Source organism: Streptomyces sp. NPDC032940 (genome assembly GCF_040636935.1).
GTDB lineage: Bacteria > Actinomycetota > Actinomycetes > Streptomycetales > Streptomycetaceae > Streptomyces.
Window position 1 is genome coordinate 1 of sequence record NZ_JBEZVJ010000053.1, and the last position, 22,759, is coordinate 22,759.

Consider the following 22,759-nt stretch of genomic DNA (forward strand, 5'->3'; position numbering starts at 1 on the left):
GCAGCCGGCTCCTCGACCGCCGGAGCCTCCTCAAGGATCACGTGAGCGTTCGTCCCACTGACGCCAAAGGAGGACACACCCGCACGGCGCGGCCGCTCCGCCTGAGCGGTCCACTCCTGCGGCTCGGTCAGCAGCTCCACCTCACCCGCAGACCAGTCAATATGCGGCGAAGGCTCGTCCACGTTCAGCGTGCGGGGCAGCACCCCGTGCTGCATCGCCTTCACCATCTTGATCACACCGGCCACACCCGCCGCAGCAGACGTGTGCCCGATGTTCGACTTGATCGACCCCAGCCGCAGCGGACCATTCACCCGCTCCTGGCCATACGTCGCCAGCAGCGCCTGAGCCTCGATCGGATCCCCCAGCCGGGTCCCCGTGCCATGCCCCTCGACCGCATCCACATCGGCGGGGCTCAGGCCGGCATTCGCCAGGGCCTGGCGGATCACCCGCTCCTGCGACGGCCCGTTCGGCGCCGTCAGCCCATTGCTCGCACCGTCCTGATTGACCGCACTACCCCGCACCACCGCCAGCACCCGATGCCCGTTGCGCCGCGCATCCGACAGCCGCTCGACCACCAACAGACCGAGCCCGTCCGAGAACCCGGTCCCATCCGCACCCGCCGCATACGACTTGCACCGCCCGTCCGGAGCAAGACCACGCTGCCGACTGAACTCCTGCAACAGGAACGGCCCCGACAGGACCGTGACACCGCCCACCAGGGCAAGCGAGCACTCACCCGACCGCAGCGCCTGCGCAGCCATGTGCATCGCCACCAACGACGACGAGCAAGCCGTGTCGACCGACACCGCGGGCCCTTCCAGCCCCAGGCTGTACGCGATACGCCCCGAGACGACACTCGACGTCGTCCCCGTCAGCCGGAAGCCCTCCAGCTCGGGCGGCGTCTGGGTACCGTAGTCGGAGGTCACCACACCGGTGAACACGCCCGTGTCCGAGCCATGGAGCGACGTCGGATCCATACCGGCGTCCTCGATGGCCTCCCACGCGGCCTCCAGCAGCAACCGCTGCTGCGGGTCCATCGCCGTCGCCTCACGCGGACTGATCCCGAAGAACCCGGCGTCAAAGGCGCCGGCGTTCTCCAGGAAACCGCCGGCACGCGTGGTCACCGTCCCGGCGTGATCCGGATCCGGGTCGTAGAGGCGCTCCAGGTCCCAGCCCCGGTCGGTAGGCAGGCCCGAGATCGCGTCCCGGCCCTCCGCCACCAGCCGCCACAGATCATCCGGCGACGTCACCCCACCCGGATAACGGCACGCCATCCCCACGATCGCCAACGGCTCGTCCACCGTGGAACGACGACGCTTCGCACGCACCGGCGCCACAGCCGGCTCCACACCACCCACCTCAGACACCAACAGCCGCGCCACCGCCGACGACGTCGGATGATCGAACACCAACGTCGACGGCAACCGCACACCACTGACCTGCGACAGCCGGTTACGCAACTCCACCGCACCCAGCGAATCGAACCCAAGATCCTTGAACGCCCGATCCGGATCGATCACCGACCCCGACCCATGCCCCAGAACAGCAGCCACCTGCCCACGCACCAGATCGAGAGCAACCCGCTCCCACTCACCCCGCGCAACACCAGCCAACTGCCGCGCCAGCGAACCACCCCCACCAGCACGCCGCACCGGCAACCGCACCAACCCACGAAACAGCGCCGGAAGCAACCCCGCACGAGCCTGCGACCGCAACGCCACCGGGTCCAACAACACAGGCGCCACCAACGCCTCACCCAGACCCAACCCCCGGTCGAACAACTCCAGACCGAGCTCGGTCGGCAGGGCTCCGACGCCTTGGCGGGCCAACCGGGCCAGTTCGGCCTCGTCCAGGGCACCGGTCATTCCGGTGCTGTTCGCCCAGAGGCCCCACGCCAGTGAGGTCGCCGGCAGCCCGTCGGCCCGGCGGGCGGCGGCGAGGGCGTCCAGGAACGCGTTGGCCGCAGCGTAGTTCGCCTGGCCGGAGCTGCCGACCAGCGCCGCCACCGACGAGAACAGCACGAACGCCGAGAGGTCCATACCCGCCGTCAGCTCATGCAGATGCAGCGCCGCGTCGAGCTTCGGTCGCAGGACGCGCTCGAGCTGCTCCGGCGTCAGCGACTCGATCACACCGTCGTCCAGCACACCGGCCGCATGCACAACCGCGCCGAGCGGCCGCTCCAGCGAACCGATCAGCCGAGCGAGCTCCTCGCGATCACCCACATCGCACGCCTCGACACGCACCCGGGCGCCCGCCGCCCGAAGCTCACCGACCAGTTCCTCGACACCCTCGGCCGCCATCCCACGACGGCTGACCAGCAGCAGGTCGCGCACCTGCTCCGACGCGGCGAGATGCCGTGCCACCAGGCCGCCGAGCCCTCCGGTACCACCCGTGATCAAAACCGTATTGTCGGAGAGCGCCACGTGGGGCGGCGTTGTACTCACCCGAGCCAGTCGCGGGGCGAGCAGGCGGCTGTCGCGCACCGCGAGCTGCGGCTCGTCCGCGGACGCGAGCGTGGCCCACTCCGGCCCGTCACCATCGGACGTGAACCCGAAGTCGACATCGGAGTCGAAGTCGGCCAGGAGGAAGCGGCCCGGGTGCTCGGACTGCGCGCTGCGCACGAGGCCCCAAACGGGTGCGACCGCCAGATCCGGTGACTCGTCACCGACCGCGACCGCGCGCCGCGTCGCCACCACGAGGCGCGCGCCGGCGAGGGCCTCGTCGGCCAGCCAGTCCTGCACCAGCCGAAGGGCGCGCTCGGAAACGGTGTACGCGGCCGTCGTCGTCGGCCCGGGCGAACCGTCGACCACGGCGACGACGAGGTCCGGAACAGCGGCGCCGTCGGCAACGGCACGGGTGAGCGCGGAGAGGTCGGCGTACCCGTCCGGGCGGCCGAGCACCTCGAAGGCCACCGGCGCGGGGGTCGTCTCGGCGGGGACCTCCGCCCAGTCGACGCGGTACAGCGCGTTGGCGCTTCCCCGCTGGGCACCCGCCAGTTGCTCCTGGGCGACCGGACGTACGGCGATGGACTCGACCGACACCACTTCGGTACCGGATTCGTCCACGGCGTCGAGCCGCAGCGCGGAGTCGCCGGCCGCGACGGTGCGCACGCGCAGCCGGGTCGCTCCGGGGTGCGCGAGCCGAGCGCCGGACCAGCTGAACGGCATCTTGCGCTCGCCGTTCTCGCCCTCCAGCAGAAGAACGGCGGCGCCGCTCTGGAGTGCGGCGTCGAACAGGGCTGGGTGGATACCGAAGCCCGCGGTGGCCGTTTCGTCGGGCAGCTCCACCTCGGCGTACACGTCGGCACCGTCGCGCCACAGCGCGCGCAGGCCCTGGAAGACGGGGCCGTAGTCGTAGCCGATGTCGGACAGGCGCGCGTAGGCGTCCTCGACCGCGATGGCCTCCGCTTCGCGCGGCGGCCATTCGGCAGGCCAGTCCGCCACCCGCTCGGTGTCGGCGGCGAGCGTGCCCCGGGCGTGGCAGATCGCTTCCCGCCCGGCCTCGCCCCCGGTTTCGGGCCGGGAGTAGATCGCCACGGGCCGACGGCCGTCCTCGTCGGGCTCACCGACGGTGACCTGCACCTGGACCGGCTGGTCGTTCTGCAGGATCAGTGGCGCTTCGAGGACCAGCTCCTCGACAACGGGGCTGCCCGCCTGACGTCCTGCGGTCAGGGCCAGTTCGATGTGGGAGGTGCCCGGTACGACCATGTTGCCGAGCAGCACGTGCTCGGCCGTCCACGGCTGCGCCTCGGTGGACAGGCGACCGGTGAACAGCCACTCGTCCCGGTCACCGACCCGCACCCCGGCCGCGATCACGGGGTGGTCCACCCGTACGAGACCGGCGGCGGCCGGATCGCCCGCCCCGGCCGACCCGGACGTCATCCAGTACCGCTCGCGCTGGAAGGCATAGGTCGGCAGCTCGACACGCTGAGCGCCGGTGCCGGTGTAGAAGGCGTCCCAGTCGACGGGGATACCGGCGACGTGCGCCCGGCCGAGGAAGGTGGCGAAGGCTTCCGCTTCGGGAGTACGGGCACGCAGGACAGGTGCGAAGACTGCGTCCTCGTCGTCCAGTGTCTGCTGGGCGAGGGCGGTCAGCACGGCATCCGGGCCGACCTCGACGAAACGCGTCACACCCTGCTCGGCGAGGGTGCGTACCCCGTCGGCGAAGCGGACTGCCTCACGGACGTGGGAAACCCAGTAACCCGGATCCGTCAGCTCACCGGACACCAACGTGCCCGTCACATTCGACACCACCGGAACCTGAGGAGCGTGGAACGTCAGACTCTGGGCGATGGCCTGGAACTCGTCCAGCATGGGTTCCATCAACGGCGAGTGGAACGCGTGGCTGACCTTCAACCGAGTCGTCTTACGACCGGCCTGCTGCCAGTACGGCAGCCACTCCTCCAACGCGGCCAGCTCACCCGAGACCACGACCGCTGTCGGACCGTTCACCGCAGCGACCGACAAACGCCCCTCGAAACCGGCCAGAGACTCGGCCACCTCCGCCTCGGTCGCCTGCACCGCGACCATGCCACCACCGGCAGGCAGCGCACCCATCAGGCGTCCACGGGCGGCAACCAGCGTGCACGCGTCGTCCAAAGACAGCACACCCGCCACATGGGCACACGCCAGCTCACCCACCGAATGCCCCACAAGCACATCCGGCCGGACCCCGAGGGACTCCAGCAGCCGGAACAACGCCACCTCGACGGCGAACAACGCCGGCTGCGTGAACTCCGTACGATCCAGCAGCCCAGCCTCCGGCGAACCCTCCGCCGCGAACAAAAGCTCCTTCAGCGAACGACCCAGCAGACCATCAAGCCGGCCGCATACCTCGTCCAAGGCCTCAGCGAACACGGGATAGACGGCGGCCAGTTCCGCGCCCATACCGGCCCGCTGGGCACCCTGCCCGGTGAACAAGAACCCGGTCTTCCCAGCCACGGGCCGACCCGTGACGACACCCGCAGCCGGCTGCCCGTCCGCCAACGCGGCCAGCCCCGCCAGCAGACCATCCCGATCGCTGGCGGTCACCACCGCACGCTCGTCGAACTGCGCCCTCGACGTCACCGCCGAGAACGCCACATCCACCACACCCAGCCCCGCACGCGACAGCACATGCGACCGCAGCCGCTCCGCCTGCCCGAGCAGCGCAGCCCCGCTCTTACCCGACACGATCACGGGCACCACCGGCGGACGCCGCACCACGGCCACCCCAGCAGCCGGCTCCTCGACGGCCGGAGCCTCCTCCAGAATCAGATGCGCGTTCGTCCCGCTGATACCGAACGACGACACACCCGCACGACGCGGCCGTTCCCCATCAGCAGGCCACTGCACAGGATCGGTCAGCAGCTCCACCTCACCCGCAGACCAATCGATGTGCGGCGAGGGCTCATCCACGTTGAGCGTGCGCGGCAGCACCCCGTGCTGCATCGCCTTCACCATCTTGATCACACCGGCCACACCCGCCGCAGCAGACGTGTGCCCGATGTTCGACTTGATCGACCCCAGCCGCAGCGGACCATTCACCCGCTCCTGGCCATACGTCGCCAGCAGCGCCTGAGCCTCGATCGGATCCCCCAGCCGGGTCCCCGTGCCATGCCCCTCGACCGCATCCACATCGGCGGGGCTCAGGCCGGCATTCGCCAGGGCCTGGCGGATCACCCGCTCCTGCGACGGCCCGTTCGGCGCCGTCAGCCCATTGCTCGCACCGTCCTGATTGACCGCACTACCCCGCACCACCGCCAGCACCCGGTGCCCGTTGCGCCGCGCCTCCGACAGCCGCTCCATGACGACCAGGCCGACGCCGTCCGAGAACCCGGTGCCGTCCGCGCCCGCCGCGTAGGGCTTGCACCGACCGTCCGGGGCGAGCCCCCGCTGACGGCTGAACTCCTGCAACAGGAACGGCCCCGCCAGGACCGTGACACCGCCCACCAGGGCAAGCGAGCACTCACCCGACCGCAGCGCCTGCGCAGCCATGTGCATCGCCACCAACGACGACGAGCAGGCCGTGTCCACCGTCACGGCCGGACCCTCGAAGCCGAAGGTGTACGCCACCCGGCCGGACACCACGCTCGACGCGGTGCCCGCCAGGCGGAAGCCCTCCAGCTCGGGCTGGGACGTACCGCCGTAGTCGGACATGACCGCGCCGGCGAAGACGCCGGTGTCGCTGCCCCGCAGCGAGGCCGGGTCGAGTCCGGCGTCCTCCAGGGCCTCCCAGGACGCCTCGAGGAGCAGCCGCTGGATGGGGTCCATCGCCGTCGCCTCACGCGGGCTGATCCCGAAGAACCCGGCGTCGAAGTCGCCGACGCGCTGGAGGAAGCCGCCTCCGCTCGCGTAGACCTTGCCGACCTGATCGGGGTCGGGGTCGTAGAGGTGTTCCACGTCCCAGCCGCGGTCGGTCGGCAGGCCCGAGACCGCGTCCCGGCCCTCCGCCACTAGCCGCCACAGCGCCTCCGGCGAGTCCGCGTCGCCGGCATAACGGCAGCTCATGCCCACGATCGCGATGGGTTCGGTGGCCTGGGCCAGGAGCCGGCGGTTCTGCTGCCGCAGGCGCTCGGTCTCCTTCAGGGACTTGCGGAGCGCTTCGACCAGCTCGTTCTGATTGGCGGACATCGCCTTGGTTCCCCCGTTCGGACGCGTTGCCGCGGCCGTGTTCTCAGCTGGATTCTTCTCAGGCGTGGTTGAGGCGTCTGTCATTCCGCGTCGCCCTGGGTCATCCGGATCAGCGTCGCGACGTCCATCTCGTCGATCGACACGGCGTCTCCGTCCGCGTCGTCGGACCGGGTGTCGTCGGATCCGCCGTCGGCCAGGTCGAGCAGTGCGTCGAGGAGCCCGGACTGGCGCAGGCGCCCGATCGGGATGGTGACGAGCAGGTCGCGGATCTCGTCCTCCTCCGAGCGCCGTCCCGTGTCGGCCGGTGCCGAGTCCGGCATGGCGGCGGGGATCAGGTAGCGGGCCACCGCGAGCGGGTTCGGGTGGTCGAAGACGAGAGTGGTCGGCAGTCGCAGGCCGGTGGCCGACGTGAGCCGGTTGCGCAGCTCGACCGCGGCGAGCGAGTCGAAGCCCAGCTCCTTGAAGGCACGGTCGGGATCGACGGCCTCGGCCGAGGCGTGACCGAGCACGGAGGCCACCTGGGCGCGTACCAGGTCCAGGGTGACGTCCTCCCACTCTGCCGGATCGACGCCGGCCAGCCGGTCGGCCAGGGAGCCGCCGACGCTCTCCGTGCGCCGCGCCGACACCCGGACGAGCCCGCGCAGCAGCGCCGGCAGCCGGCCCGCTTGTGCCTGTGTTCGCAGGGCCGCCTGGTCGAGGCGTGCGGGTACGAGGACGGCCTCGTCGTGCCGGTGGGCGGCGTCGAAGAGCTGGAGGCCGAGCTCGTTGGAGAGCGCGGCGACGCCCATGCGTTCGAGGCGGGCGAGTTCCGCTTCGCCGAGTTCGCCGGTCATTCCGGTGGCGTCACCCCACAGGCCCCAGGCCAGTGAGGTCGCCGGCAGTCCCTCGGCGCGCCGGACCGCGGCGAGGGCGTCGAGGGTGGCGTTGGCGGCCGCGTAGTTCGCCTGACCGGGGCTGCCGATCAGCGCGGCGAGGGAGGAGAAGAGCACGAACGCCGACAGCTCCATGTCCGCGGTCAGTTCGTGCAGGTGCAGGGCGGCGTCGACCTTGGGCCGCATCACCCGCTCGACCTGTTCCGGGGTGAGCGATTCGACCACACCGTCGTCGAGCACGCCGGCCGAGTGGATCACCGCGCGCAACGGGTGCTCCAGTCCGTCGAGCAGTCGGGCGAGCTGGTCGCGGTCGGATACGTCGCAGGCCGCCGCGCGGGCGTCGGCGCCGAGTTCCGCCAGTTTCGCGAGCAGTTCCGGTACGCCCTCGGCGTCGGGTCCGCGCCGGCTGACCAGCAGCAGATGCCTGACGCCGTACCGCCGGACCAGGTGCTCGGCGAACAGTGCGCCGAGGCCGCCGGTGCCACCGGTGATCAGGACGGTGCCGTCCTCGTCCAGCGGCGCCGGGACGGTCAGGACGACCTTGCCGGTGTTACGGCCCTCACGCAGGAACCGGAAGGCCTCCGCACCCCGGCGCACGTCCCACGTACGCACCGGCGCGTGCTCCAGCACCCCCTGCTCGAACAGCGACACGACCTCGGCCAGCATCTCCTGGATCCGGTCCGGCCCCGCCTCCACGAGGTCGTAGGACCGGTAGCGCACTCCCTCGTGGTCGGCGGCGACGACGTCCGGGGCGCGCAGATCGGCCTTGCCCATCTCCACGAACCGGCCGCCGCGCGGCAGCAGATCCAGGGAGGCGTCGATGAACTCCCCGGCCAGGGCGTTGAGGACGACATCCACCCCGGACCCGCCGGTGACCTCCAGGAACCTCTCCCGGAACGACAGGTCGCGCGACGACGCGATCCGCTCCCCGTCCACACCGAGCGCCCGCACCGCGTCCCACTTCGGCTCACTCGCCGTGGCGAACACCTCCACACCCCAGTGCCGGGCCAGCTGCACCGCCGCCATGCCCACACCACCGGCCGCCGCATGCACCAGCAGCCGCTCACCGCGCCGCAGCCCGGCCAGGTCCACCAGGCCGTAGTACGCGGTGAGGTAGACCACGGGCAGGGCCGCCGCCTGGACGAACGAGAAGCTGTCCGGCATCGGGACGACCGTGCGCCGGTCGGCGACGGCCACCGGGCCGAAGGCGTCCGGCACGAGGCCGAAGACCCGGTCACCGGGGGCCAGGTCGGTCACGTCGGCGCCGACCTCCAGGACGACACCGGCGGCCTCGCTGCCCAGCGGCGCCTCACCGGGGTACGTCCCGAGCGCGATCAGCACGTCCCGGAAGTTCAGGCCCGCGGCCCGGATGCCGATCCGGACCTCGTTGACACCGAGCGGCCGGTCGGCGTTCGACGGCAGGATCGCGAGGTCCTCCAGCGATCCCCTCCGCTTGCTGCCCAGTCGCCAGGCGCCGTCGACCGGGGACGTCTCCGTCCGTGCCAGCCGGGGGACGAACAGGCTGCCGCCGCGAACCGCGATCTGCGGCTCCTCGGCACCGAGCGCGGAGAGCGCCGCCCAGTCCGTGTCACCCTCGCGGTCGACGTCGACGAGCGTGAACCGCTCCGGGTGCTCGGACTGCGCACTGCGCACCAGACCCCACACCGGCGCCTGCACCAGGTCCGGCGCCTGCCCGTCGACGGCCACCGCGTCACGGGTCACCACGACCAGACGGGACTCCCGCAGCACCTCACTCGCCAGCCACCGCTGCAGCAGCTCCAGCGTGCTCACGGTGGCCGCCCTCGCGCCGGACGCGACATCGGTGGTGCCGTCCGGCTCGACGCCCACCAGGACGACGTCCGGGGCGGCGGTCCCTTCGGCCACCGCGAGCTCCAGCGCGGCAAGGTCCGCGTAACGCTCACCCGCGGCCGGCAGGCCACCCAGCACGGCCACCGACACCACCGACGACACCGGGGCGGGGGCCGTCACCGCGGCCCACTCCAGCCCGAACAACGCGTTGTTCCCACCACCCCGCTGCGCACCGGCCAACTGCGCCTGATCCACCGGACGCACCGACAGCGACTCCACCGCCACCACCGGCACACCACGCTCGTCCACCACCTCCACACACATCGCCGACTCACCGGACCGCCCGATCCGCACCCGCACCCGCGACCCGACACCACGCCCCAGACGAACCCCCGACCACGAGAACGGCAGATCCACACCCGCACCCGCATCCCGGTCCACCAACGCCGCATGCAACACCGCATCGAACAACGCCGGATGCACACCGAAGCCCCCACCAGCCACACCCTCAGCCAGCTCCACCTCGGCAAACACCTCCCCGCCCACACGCCACGCCGCACGCAGCCCACGGAACACCGGCCCGTACTCATAACCGGACGCCGCCAACCGCGGATACAACGCATCGACAGGAACGGACTCGGCACCGGACGGCGGCCACTGCGTACCGAACGGACGCGTAGGCGCCGCCTCCGCACCCAGCCACCCACGCGCGTGACAGACCGCCGCCTCCTCGGCCACCTCGGACGCCTCGGGCCGGGAATACACCGCGACCTCCCGACGCCCCTCCGCGTCCCGCGCACCCACCGTCACCTGCACCTGCCGAGCCGCATCCTCCGCCAGCACCAACGGCGCCTGCAGCACCAGCTCCTCCACAACCGGGCTGCCGACGTCGGCTCCGACCGTCAGGGCCAGTTCGACCAGGGCGGCGCCGGGCAGGAGGACGGTGCCGAGGACGGCGTGGTCCTGCGTCCACGGCTGGGCGTCCTGGGACACGCGCCCGGTGAAGAGCCACTCGTCCTGGTCGCCCAGCCGCACCGCGGCGGTCAGCACGGGGTGCTCGAAACGGGTGAGCCCGGCGGCGGCCGGGTCGCCGGCCGAGCCCGGCATCATCCAGTACCGCTCGCGCTGGAACGCGTACGTGGGCAGCGGGACGCGGCGGGCGCCGCTGTCGGCGTAGAAGCGGGCCCAGTCGACGGCCGTACCGAAGGTGTGTGCTTCGGCCAGCGACGTGGCGAAGCGTGCGAACCCGCCCTCCCCTCGGCGCAGCGAGCCGAGGACGGTCGCCCGGTCGCCCGCGTCCAGGGCCTGGATGGCCTCCTCGACCGGCAGCTTCAGCACCGGGTGCGGGGACACCTCGATGAAGCAGTTCATGCCGTTGTCGATCAGCGCGCGCACGCCCGACTCGAAACGGACCTGGCCGCGCAGGTTCTGGTACCAGTAGGAGGCGTCGAGTTCGGTCGTGTCGACGAACCGGTCGCGCAGGGTGGAGTAGAACGGGATCCGGCCGGGGCGCGGTGTGATGGGTCCGAGCACGTCCAGGAGTTCGGCCTCGATCTCCGCGACCTGGGCCGAGTGCGAGGCGTAGTCCACCGAGACGCGCTTGAAACGGATCTCCGCGCGCTCGCAGGCCACGCCCAGCTCGTCCAGAGCCTCCGGCGCCCCGGAGACGACCACGGCCGTCGGGCCGTTGACCGCCGCGACCGAGACCCGGCCGCCGTACGGCTCGATGAGTTCCTCGACCCGGTCCACCGGCAGCGCGACGGACGCCATGCCGCCCTTGCCGGCGAGCCGTTCACGGATGGCCCGGCTGCGCAGCGCGACGACCCGGGCGGCGTCGTCCAGGGACAGGGCACCGGCCACGCAGGCGGCGGCGATCTCCCCCTGGGAGTGCCCGAGCACCGCCTCCGGCACCACACCGTAGGACTGCCACAGCGCGGCCAGGGACACCATCACGGCGAACAGCGCGGGCTGCACGACGTCGACGCGTTCCAGTGAGGGCGCGCCGGGCGTCCCGCGCAGGACGTCCTCCACCTGCCAGTCGACGTACGCGGACAGTGCCTTGCCGCAGGCGGCGAGCTCGGCGGCGAAGACCGGCGACGACTCCAGCAGGTCCACCGCCATCCGCTCCCACTGGGCGCCCTGGCCGGGGAAGACGAACACGGTCCGGTCGCCGGTGACCTGGCCTTCCAGGACGTGTGCGGCGGGTTCGGCGGCGGAGAGCGCCTTGAGACCCGACAGCAGGGCACCGCGGTCGGTGGCCACCACGGCCGCCCGCCGGTCCAGGTGGGCCCGCAGGGTCGACGACGACAGGCCGAGGTCGAGGACCGACAGCTCGGGCTGGGCGATCATCAGCGCGCGCAACCGGTCGGCCTGCGCGCGGAGCGCCGCGTCACCGCGTGCGGACAGCAGCACCGGGACAGCCTGCGGGGCCGTGCCGCCGGCGCCGGGCGTCCCGGCGTTGCTCGTGGACGTCTCCTCGGGCCCGGTGGGCGTCTGCCCGCCGGGGGACTCCGCGTGCTCGGCGGGCGCCTCTTCGAGGATGACGTGCGCGTTGGTGCCGCCGACGCCGAAGGAGGACACGCCCGCACGGCGCGTCCGCCCGCCGGACGGCCAGGGCTGTGCCTCGGTCAGCAGGCTGACCTCGCCGGCCGTCCAGTCCACGTTCGGGGACGGGGCGTCGACGTGGAGGGTGCGCGGCAGCATGCCGTTGCGCAGTGCCATGACCATCTTGATCACGCCGGCCACACCGGCGGCGGCCTGGCTGTGACCGATGTTGGACTTGATCGAACCCAGTCGCAGCGGGCCGTTCTCGCGCTCACGTCCGTACGTCGCCAGCAGCGCCTTGGCCTCGATCGGGTCACCGAGCGGGGTACCGGTGCCGTGGCCCTCGACGGCGTCGACGTCCGCGGGGCGCAGGCCGGCGTCCGCGAGTGCCTGGCGGATCACCCGTTCCTGCGAGGGACCGTTGGGAGCGGTCAGGCCGTTGCTCGCGCCGTCCTGGTTGACGGCGCTGCCACGCAGCACGGCGAGCACCTGGTGGCCGTTGCGGCGAGCGTCGGACAGCCGCTCCAGCACCAGCAGGCCCGCACCCTCGGCCCAGCTGACGCCGTCCGCTGCGGCCGCGTACGCCTTGCAGCGTCCGTCCGGCGAGACGCCGCGCTGGCGGCTGAACTCGACGAACACGTTCGGACGCGCCAGGACCGTGACTCCGCCGACCAGCGCGAGCGAGCACTCGCGTGCGCGCAGCGCCTGCGCGGCCAGGTGCACCGCCACGAGCGAGGACGAGCAGGCCGTGTCCACGGTGACCGCGGGGCCGGTGAAGCCGAAGGTGTAGCTGACCCGGCCGGAGGCGACGCTGCCGGCCGACGCGATCGACAGATAGCCCTCGACCTCGGACCGCCGGTCGCTGGTACCGGCGACGAACCCGTAGTCCGAGTACATCACCCCGCAGAACACGCCCGTGTCGCTGCCGCGCAGGGCGGTGATGTCGATGCCGGCGTCCTCGAACGCCTCCCAGGCGGACTCCAGCAACAGCCGCTGCTGCGGGTCCATGACCAGGGCCTCGCGCGGGCTGATCCCGAAGAAGTCCGCGTCGAAGTCGGCCGCCGCGTCCAGGAACCCGCCACCGCGTGTGTACGACGTGCCGGGGTGGTCCGGGTCCGGGTGGTAGAGGTTCTCGACGTCCCAGCCACGGTCCGCCGGAAACTCCTCGGCGGTGCCGATGCGCCCCTCGGCGACGAGCCGCCACAGCTCTTCCGGGGAGGTGACACCGCCCGGATAGCGGCAGCTCATCCCGACGACGGCCAGCGGCTCGTGCGCGCGGTCCTCGTACTCCTTGAGCTGTGCCCGGGTCGCGTCGAGATCGGTGGCCAGTCGCTTGACATACCGAACGAGCTTCTCCTGCTGCTGGACGTCGTTCACTTCAGTGCTCATCCCCCGTGTGTGTCCTGTTCGGTGCACCGTGCGTTGGGCGTCGTGCGTTGGGCGTCGTGCGTCGGACGTCGTGCGATGGGCGCCGGGCATCGCCAGTGGTGCCCGGCGCAGCGCTGCTGCGGTTCGTGCCGGTGGTGCTGGGCAGGTGGTGCTGGGCAGGTGGTGCTGGGCAGGCGTCAGGCGTCGCCGAACTCGGCGTCGAGCAACTCCAGTACTTCGTCCATGGTGTTGGCCGCCTCGATACGGTCACCGGTCCGCTGCCCCGTGCCGTGGTCCGTGATCGTGCCGAGCAGCAGCCGCAGCCGCTCGGCCGCGTGCGCCTTCTCGGCGTCCTCCAGGCCGGTGACCAGCGCTTCGAACTCCGCGAGCCGCCGATCGACGGACGACTCCCCGCCCGTGTCACCGCCGAGCTCGGACAGCAGCAGCTCGGCGACCGCAGCGGTGGTCGGGTGGTCGAAGACCATGGTCGGTGCGAGCCGCACCCCGCTGGCCTGGATCAGCCGGTTGCGCAGGTCGACCGCGGAGAGAGAGTCGAAACCGAGCTCCTTGAACGCACGCGTCGGGCTGACGCTGCCGGGCGAGGAGTGCCCGAGCACGGCCGCGACCTGCTGCTGCACGAGTTCCAGGACGGTCCGTTCCCGCTCGGCCTCCGGAATGCCGGAGAACCGCTGGGCGAGCGGCACACCCGTGGCCCCGCTGCGTCGCGGCGGCACCGGGGCCAGCGCACGCAGCAGCGCCGGCAGCGTACGGGCACGCGCCCCCGCCCGCAGCGCGCCGAGGTCGAGCAGCACCGGGGCGAGCAGGGCCGCGTCGAACTGCGCCGACCGGTCGAAGAGTTCCAGACCGAGACCGGTGGGCAGCGGCTGCACCCCGGTCCGGGCCAGCCGGGCACGACCGGTGTCGCTGAGCTCGCCACCCATTCCGGCGGACTCGGCCCACAGACCCCACGCCAGCGAGACCGCGGGCAGCCCGTGGGCCCGGCGATCGGCGGCGAGGGCGTCCAGGAACGCGTTGGCCGCGGCGTAGTTCGCCTGTCCGGGAGTACCGATCAGGGCGGTGACCGACGAGAAGAGCACGAACGCGGACAACTTCATGCCCACGGTCAGCTCGTGCAGGTGCACGGCCGCGTCGACCTTGGGCCGCAGCACCCGCTCCAGCTGCTCCGGCGTCATCGACGCGATCACACCGTCATCCAGTACTCCGGCGGCGTGGACGACCGCGGTCAACGGGTGCTCCAGCGAGCGGAGGAGCCCCGCGAGCTGTTCGCGATCGGCGACGTCACACGCCTCGATCCGCACCTGCGCTCCCAACGACTCCAGCTCGGCCACCAGTTCGGCGACACCCTCGGCGGCCGGGCCACGCCGGCTGACCAGGGTGAGATGCCGTGTGCCGTACTGCTTGACGACGTGCTCGGCGAGGACGGCGCCGAGACCACCCGTGCCACCGGTGATGAGAACCGTGCCGTCGGGGTCCCACGGACGCCCCGACCCGCCGGCCGCACCGGGCGCGCCGGCCCGGACCAGCCGTGGCGCGAGCACCCGTCCCGCGCGGACCGCGAGCTGGGACTCGCCCAGAGCGGCCAGCGCACCCCAGTCCGGCTGTTCCCCGACGTCGTCGAGGTCGAGCAGCAGGAACCGGTCCGGGTGCTCGGACTGCGCACTGCGCAGCAGACCCCACACCGGCGCCGCCGCCGGCTCCACTGCCTCGTCACCGACCGCGACCGCACGTCGGGTGACCACCACGAGCCGGCCGGCCGCCAGCGGCTCGGACGCCAGCCACGCCTGCACCAGCGCGAGCGTGTCCCGGGCGACGGCGTGCGCCGCGGCCGCAGTCGGCTCGACCGGAGCGTCGCACCGGACCACGACCAGGTCCGGCGCGGCCGCTCCACCGGCCACCGATCGCTCCAGCTCGTCGAACTCGGCGCGGTACACCGCTCCGAGGGTGACGACTCGCGCGGTCTCCTCCCCGTTCCGGCCGGCCGGCGTGACCGGCTCCCAGTCGATCCGGAAGAGAGCGTCTCTCTGGTCACGCCGTGCCGCCCGGAGCTGCCCCGGCTCAACAGCACGGAACGCCAACTCTCGCACGGCAGCTACGGGTTCACTGGCATCGGTCGCGATGTCGATGCGCAGGGCGGCGTCACCGACCGAGCTGATCCGCACCCGCACGCATCCCGAGACCGGTCCGCCGACGTGCACGCCGGACCAGGAGAACGGCAGTCGCGCCGAGCCGTCACCCACGTCCAGCCAGTCCAGGCCCCCGTGCAGGGACGCGTCGAACAGCGCCGGGTGAATGACGAAGCCCTGCGCCGCGTCGGCCTCTTCGTCGCGCAGTACCACCTCGGCACAGACGGTGTCCCCGTCCCGCCAGGCGGCCCGGACGCCCTGGAAGGCAGGCCCGTAGTCGAAGCCCAGGTCGGCGAAGCGGGCGTAGATCCCGTCCACGGCGACGGGCTCGGCCCCGGCCGGCGGCCACTGGGCCGGCCAGTCGGGGAGCGCCGCCGCCGTACCGAGGGTGCCCCGGCCGTGGCAGACCGCCTGCTGCGTGAGGTCCCCCTCGCCCTGCGGGCGCGAGTAGACCGCGACTTCACGCCGCCCCTCCTCGTCGGCCTCACCCAGCCTGACCTGGAGGTGCACCCAGGTGTCCTCGTCCAGGATCAGCGGTGCTTCGAGCACCAGCTCCTCGACCACGGGACTGCCCACCCGCCGCCCGGCGGCAGCGGCCATCTCGACCAACGCCGTCCCGGGAAGAAGCACGGCACCGAGCACAGCATGGTCCCGCACCCAGGGCACGGAATCCTGAGAGATACGCCCGGTGAAAACCCACTCGTCCCGATCACCGACCACCACGGCCGCACCGAGGAAGGGATGCTCGACCGGCACCAGCCCCGCAGCAGCAGGATCCGAGGAACCAGCACTCGACGCCAGCCAATACCGCTCACGCTGGAAGGCATAGGTCGGCAGCTCGACACGCTGAGCACCCGTACCGGCGTAGAAGGCGTCCCAGTCGACCGGGACACCCGCAATGTGCGCCCGGCCGAGGAAGGTGGCAAACGCCTCCGCCTCCGGAACACGCGCCTTCAGCACCGGAACGAACACCGCGTCCTCGTCGTCCAGTGTCTGCTGGGCGAGGGCGGTCAGCACGGCATCCGGGCCGACCTCGACGAAACGCGTCACACCCTGCTCGGCGAGGGTGCGTACCCCGTCGGCGAAGCGGACTGCCTCACGGACGTGGGAAACCCAGTAACCCGGGTCCGTGAGCTCACCGGACACCAGCGTGCCGGTCACATTCGACACCACCGGAACCTGAGGGGCGTGGAACGTCAGACTCTGGGCGATGGCCTGGAACTCGTCCAGCATGGGTTCCATCAACGGCGAGTGGAACGCGTGGCTGACCTTCAGCCGGGTCGTCTTACGACCGGCCTGCTGCCAGTACGGCAGCCACTCCTCCACTGCGGCCAGCTCACCCGAGACCACGACCGCCGTCGGACCGTTCACCGCAGCGACCGACAAACGGCCCTCGAAGCCGGCCAGTGACTCGGCCACCTCCGCCTCGGTCGCCTGCACCGCGACCATGCCACCACCGGCAGGCAGCGCACCCATCAGGCGTCCGCGGGCGGCGACCAGCGTGCACGCGTCCTCCAGAGACAGCACACCCGCCACATGGGCACACGCCAGCTCACCCACCGAATGCCCCACAAGCACATCCGGGCGGACCCCGAGGGACTCCAGCAGCCGGAACAACGCCACCTCGACGGCGAACAACGCCGGCTGCGTGAACTCCGTACGATCCAGCAGCCCAGCCTCCGGCGAACCCTCCGCCGCAAACAAAAGCTCCTTCAGCGAGCGACCCAACAGGCCGTCCAACCGGCCGCATACCTCGTCCAAGGCCTCGGCGAACACGGGATAGACGGCAGCCAGCTCTACGCCCATACCGGCCCGCTGAGCACCCTGCCCGGTGAACAAGAACCCGGTCTTCCCAGCCACGGGCCGACCCGTGGCCAGCTGCCCGTCCGCCAACGCGGCCAGCCCCGCCAGCAGATCGTCCCGGTCCTTCGCGGTTACCACGGCTCGCTCATCGAACTGCGCCCTCGACGTCACCGCCGAGAACGCCACATCCACCACATCCAGCCCGTCGCGGGACACCAGATGCGACCGCAGCCGCTCCGCCTGCCCCGCCAAGGCCGCCCCGCTCTTACCCGACACGATCACGGGCACCACCGGCGGACGCCGCACCACGGCCGCCTCAGCAGCCGGCTCCTCGACCGCCGGAGCCTCCTCAAGGATCACGTGCGCGTTCGTCCCACTGACGCCGAAGGAGGACACACCCGCACGGCGCGGCCGTTCCCCGTCAGCAGGCCACTGCACAGGATCGGTCAGCAGCTCCACCTCACCCGCAGACCAATCGATGTGCGGCGAGGGCTCGTCCACGTTCAGCGTGCGGGGCAGCACCCCGTGCTGCATGGCCTTCACCATCTTGATCACACCGGCCACACCCGCCGCAGCGGACGTGTGCCCGATGTTCGACTTGATCGACCCGAGCTTCAGCGGACCGTTCACCCGCTCCTGGCCATACGTCGCCAGCAGCGCCTGAGCCTCGATCGGATCCCCCAGCCGGGTCCCCGTTCCATGCCCCTCGACCGCATCCACATCGGCGGGGCTCAGGCCGGCATTCGCCAGGGCCTGGCGGATCACCCGCTCCTGCGACGGCCCGTTCGGCGCCGTCAGACCATTGCTCGCACCGTCCTGATTGACCGCACTACCCCGCACCACCGCCAGCACCCGGTGCCCGTTGCGCCGCGCCTCCGACAGCCGCTCCATGACGACCAGGCCGACGCCGTCCGAGAACCCGGTCCCATCCGCACCCGCCGCATACGACTTGCAACGGCCGTCAGGAGCAAGACCACGCTGCCGACTGAACTCCTGCAACAGGAACGGCCCCGCCATCACCGTCACACCACCGACCAGCGCCAGCGAGCATTCCCCAGACCGCAGCGCCTGGGACCCCAGGTGCAGGGCGACCAACGACGACGAGCACGCCGTATCCACCGTCACAGCCGGACCCTCGAACCCGAAGCTGTACGCGATACGCCCCGAGACGACACTCGACGTCGTCCCCGTCAACCGGAAACCCTCCGCCTCCGGGGGCATCGAGCCGCTGAAGTCAGGTGAAGTGCCGTAGTCCATCGGCATCACCCCGGCGAAGACCCCGGTGTCGCTGCCCCGCAGCGACACCGGGTCGATCCCGGCGTCCTCCAGGGCCTCCCACGCGGCCTCCAGCAGCAACCGCTGCTGCGGGTCCATCGCCGTCGCCTCACGCGGACTGATCCCGAAGAACCCGGCGTCAAAGGCGCCGGCGTTCTCCAAGAAGCCACCACCCCGCGTGGTCACCGTCCCGGCGTGATCCGGATCGGGGTCATAGAGCCGCTCCACGTCCCAGCCCCGGTCGGCCGGGAGAGGCGAGATCGCATCGCGACCTTCGGCCACCAGTCGCCACAACTCTTCCGGCGACCCGACCCCACCCGGATAGCGGCACGCCATACCCACGATCGCCAACGGCTCGACGTCACGCTGTTCCAAGTCGCGAATCCGCCGGTTGGCCGTGCGCAGTTCGCCAGTAACCTTCCGTAGATACAAGCGGAGCTTCTGCTCGTCCGTGTTCGAGCCGCTCCGCGTACGGTCCCCCGCGGCCTGGTTCATGCCATTCCGATCTCTTTGTCGATCAACTCGAATATCTCGTCGTCGGAGACCTCTTCCAGGTCGTCGACGTCTTCGACGAGCGTGTCGTCGTGGCCGCCGCCCGTGCCGCCCAGGGCTCCCAGGACCGACCGGAGGCGGTTGCCCAGGGAGCGCAGACGCAGTTCGAACCCGGCCAGTTGGCTGTCGTCCCCGGAGGCGAGCAGCGCTTCCATCTGCTTCAGCGCCTCGTCCATCGGGGAGGAACCGTCGTCCTGTTCCCCGCGGGCCCGGTCGTGGAGGAGCCCGGCGACGGCGGCCGGCGTCGGGTGGTCGAAGACCAGAGTGGTGGGCAGCCGCAGACCGGTCGCCTTGGTGAGCCGATTGCGCAGTTCCACCGCTGCCAGCGAGTCCAGTCCCAGTTCCTTGAAAGAGCTGCCCGTGTCGATCGTGGACGCCGACGCGTGACCGAGCACCGCAGCGACGTGCGTCTGCACCAGCTCGTGCACGACCTGGATCCGATCGGCCTCGGGAACCCCCGCGAGCTGCTCCGCCAGTGAGCCGCCGGTCAGCTCGGTGCGCTGTCGTGCGGGCTCACGGACGAGGCCGCGCATCAGCGCCGGCAGAGCTCCGGTGCGCGAGGAGTCGCGCAGAGCAACGGAGTTCAGCCGTACCGGCACCTGGAGTGCCGTGTCCAGCAACTGCGCGGTGTCGTACAGCTCCACGCCCAGGTCGTTGGAGAGGGGATCGATACCCATCCGGGCCCAGCGCGCCACGCTGCTTTCGTCGAGCGTGCCACCCATGCTGCGTGCCTCGGCCCACAGACCCCAGGCCAGTGAGGTCGCCGGCAGTCCCTCGGCGCGCCGGACCGCGGCGAGTGCGTCGAGGGTGGCGTTGGCGGCCGCGTAGTTCGCCTGACCGGGGCTGCCGATCAGCGCGGCGACCGAGGAGAAGAGCACGAACGCCGACAGCTCCATGTCCGCGGTCAGCTCGTGCAGGTGCAGGGCGGCGTCGGCCTTGGGCCCCATCACCCGCTCGACCTGCTCGGATGACAGGGACTCGATCACACCGTCGTCCAGCACACCGGCCGCGTGGATGACCGCGGTCAACGGCTGCTCCAGCGTACGAATCAGCTGTCCGAGCTGGTCACGGTCACCGACGTCACAGGCTTCCACCCGTGCCTCGGCCCCCAGCGCATCCAAGCGGGCGAGCAGTTCCGGTACGCCGTCGGCGTCGGGTCCGCGCCGGCTGACCAGCAGCAGATGCCTGACGCCGTACCGCCGGACCAGGTGCTCGGCGAACAGTGCGCCGAGGCCGCCGGTGCCACCGGTGATCAGGACGGTGCCGTCCTCGTCCAGCGGCGCCGGGACGGTCAGGACGACCTTGCCGGTGTTACGGCCCTCACGCAGGAACCGGAAGGCCTCCGCACCCCGGCGCACGTCCCACGTACGCACCGGCGCGTGCTCCAGCACCCCCTGCTCGAACAGCGACACGACCTCGGCCAGCATCTCCTGGATCCGGTCCGGCCCCGCCTCGAACAGGTCGTAGGGCCGGTAGTGGACACCGGGCCGGTCCTGAGCCACCTGCTGCGCGTCACGCAGATCGGCCTTGCCCATCTCGACGAACCGGCCGCCGCGCGGCAGCAGATCCAGGGAGGCGTCGATGAACTCCCCGGCCAGGGCGTTGAGGACGACATCCACCCCGGACCCGCCGGTGACCTCCAGGAACCTCTCCCGGAACGACAGGTCGCGCGACGACGCGATCCGCTCCCCGTCCACACCGAGCGCCCGTACCGCGTCCCACTTCGGCTCACTCGCCGTGGCGAACACCTCCACGCCCCAGTGCCGGGCCAGCTGCACCGCCGCCATGCCCACACCACCGGCCGCCGCATGCACCAGCAGCCGCTCACCGCGCCGCAGCCCGGCCAGGTCCACCAGGCCGTAGTACGCGGTGAGGAACACCAGGGGCACCGACGCCGCCTCGGTGAACGACCAGTGCTCGGGCATCGGCACGACCATCCGGCTGTCCGTGATCGCGACCGAGCCGAAGCTGTCGGGCACCAGACCCATCACCCGGTCGCCCGGCCGCAGCCCGCGTACCTCGTCCCCGACCTCCAGGACGACACCGGCGGCCTCGCTGCCCAGCGGCGCCTCACCGGGGTACGTCCCGAGCGCGATCAGCACGTCCCGGAAGTTCAGGCCCGCGGCCCGTACCCCGATCCGCACCTCGCCCGGCAGCAGGGCCCGGCCGGCAGCCGAGGCGACGATGTCCAGACCGTCCAGTGAGCCGGTCCGTTCGATCGACAGCCGCCACGCGCCCTCCGGGAGCGCCGCGGCTTGCCGGATGCGCACCAGACGTGGCATCAGGACACGGCCCCCGCGAACCGCCAATTGCTCCTCCCCGGATGCCAGAACGGCGTTCCACTCGTCTTCGCCGACCGTGTCGTCGACGTCCACGAGGGTGAACCGTCCCGGGTGCTCCGACTGGGCGCAGCGCACCAGGCCCCACACCGGGGCCAACGCCGGTTCCGGAACGTCGTCGCCCACCGCGACACCGCGGCGCGTCACGATCACCAGACGCGACTCGTCCAGCCAGGTACTCGCCAACCAGCGCTGGACCAGGGCCAACGTGTCACAGGCCACGGTGCGGGCGGCCGGAGCGATGTCGGCGCTCCCCGCTCCACGGACCTGGACGACGACCGCATCGGGTACCGGGGCACCGTCGGCCACGGCGTCTTCGAGCGCGTCGAGGGAAGCGAACCGCGGTGCCGCGAAGGGGACATCACCGAGGGCCACCACACGTCGCCCACCCGGCTGCGGAGCGCCGGTGACGGCGGTCCATTCGATCTGGAAGAGCGAGTCGTACGCCGCCGAGCGCCCCCCGTTCAGCTTCGCCCGCTCGGCGGGCCGGAAGACCAGCCGTTCCACCCCGCCGACGGCCCCTCCGTGGTCGTCCACGAGGTGGATACGCAGTGTGCCGGCGTCCACCGCCTCGATACGCACCCGTACACGGGAACCGCCGGACGCCGTGAGCCGGACACCGGACCACGAGAAGGGGAGCTGGGTGACCGACTCGTCCCCGCCGGTCAGCCCCTCGAGGCCACCATGCAGTGCGGCGTCGAACAGGGCAGGGTGAACACCGAACCCTCGTCCGCCTTCGCGGAGTCCGTCCGAGAGCGCGACCTCCGTGTAGACCACGTCTCCGTCCCGCCAGGCCGCCTGGACCCCCTGGAACGCCGGTCCGTAGGCGTAGCCGAGATCGGCGAGCCGACCGTACAGATCATCGGTGTCGAGTCGCTGCGCACCGACCGGGGGCCACTGCACCGGCCAGTCCGCAACGGCCTCCGCGCCGTCGCCGAGGGTGCCGCGAGCGTGGCAGACCGCCCGTTCGGGTCCGTCGCCCTCACCTGCGGAGCGGGAGTAGACCGCGACTTCGCGTCGCCCCTCCTCATCGCCCGCCCCCACGGTCACCTGAACGCGGACCGCCGTCCCCTCGTCCAGGATCAGCGGTGCTTCGAGCACCAGCTCCTCGACCACGGGACTGCCCACCCGCCGCCCGGCGGCAGCGGCCATCTCGACCAACGCCGTCCCGGGAAGAAGCACGGCACCGAGCACAGCATGGTCCCGCACCCAGGGCACGGAATCCTGAGAGATACGCCCGGTGAAAACCCACTCGTCCCGATCACCGACCACCACGGCCGCACCGAGGAAGGGATGCTCGACCGGCACCAGCCCCGCAGCAGCAGGATCCGAGGAACCAGCACTCGACGCCAGCCAATACCGCTCACGCTGGAAGGCATAGGTCGGCAGCTCGACACGCTGAGCACCCGTACCGGCGTAGAAGGCATCCCAGTCGACCGGGA

At 71.5% G+C, this 22,759-nt stretch carries 4 protein-coding genes; all 4 read right to left on the reverse strand.

What is annotated here, in order from left to right:
- Positions 1 to 6,611, reverse strand: a 6,611-nt coding sequence (locus tag AB0E77_RS33075) for a type I polyketide synthase (protein ID WP_361578344.1), incomplete at its 3' end; no start/stop codon positions are given.
- Positions 6,612 to 6,691: 80 nt separating this feature from the next.
- Positions 6,692 to 13,225 (reverse strand): type I polyketide synthase, encoded by a 6,534-nt coding sequence (locus AB0E77_RS33080; protein WP_361578347.1) that lies wholly within the window; start codon positions 13,223 to 13,225, stop codon positions 6,692 to 6,694.
- A gap of 176 nt (positions 13,226 to 13,401) precedes the next feature.
- Complete coding sequence (locus AB0E77_RS33085) at positions 13,402 to 18,921, reverse strand: SDR family NAD(P)-dependent oxidoreductase (RefSeq protein WP_361578350.1); 5,520 nt, start codon at positions 18,919 to 18,921, stop codon at positions 13,402 to 13,404.
- Complete coding sequence (locus tag AB0E77_RS33090) at positions 18,918 to 22,625, reverse strand: SDR family NAD(P)-dependent oxidoreductase (protein ID WP_361578352.1); 3,708 nt, start codon at positions 22,623 to 22,625, stop codon at positions 18,918 to 18,920. The genes AB0E77_RS33085 and AB0E77_RS33090 overlap by 4 nt, the downstream gene beginning before the upstream one ends.
- Positions 22,626 to 22,759 lie beyond the last annotated feature (134 nt).

Coding starts and splice junctions, on each gene's coding strand:
- AB0E77_RS33080 (WP_361578347.1), bottom strand. CDS start 13,225: ATGAGCACTGAAGTGAACGACGTCCAGCAGCAGGAGAAGCTCGTTCGG.
- AB0E77_RS33085 (WP_361578350.1), bottom strand. CDS start 18,921: ATGAACCAGGCCGCGGGGGACCGTACGCGGAGCGGCTCGAACACGGAC.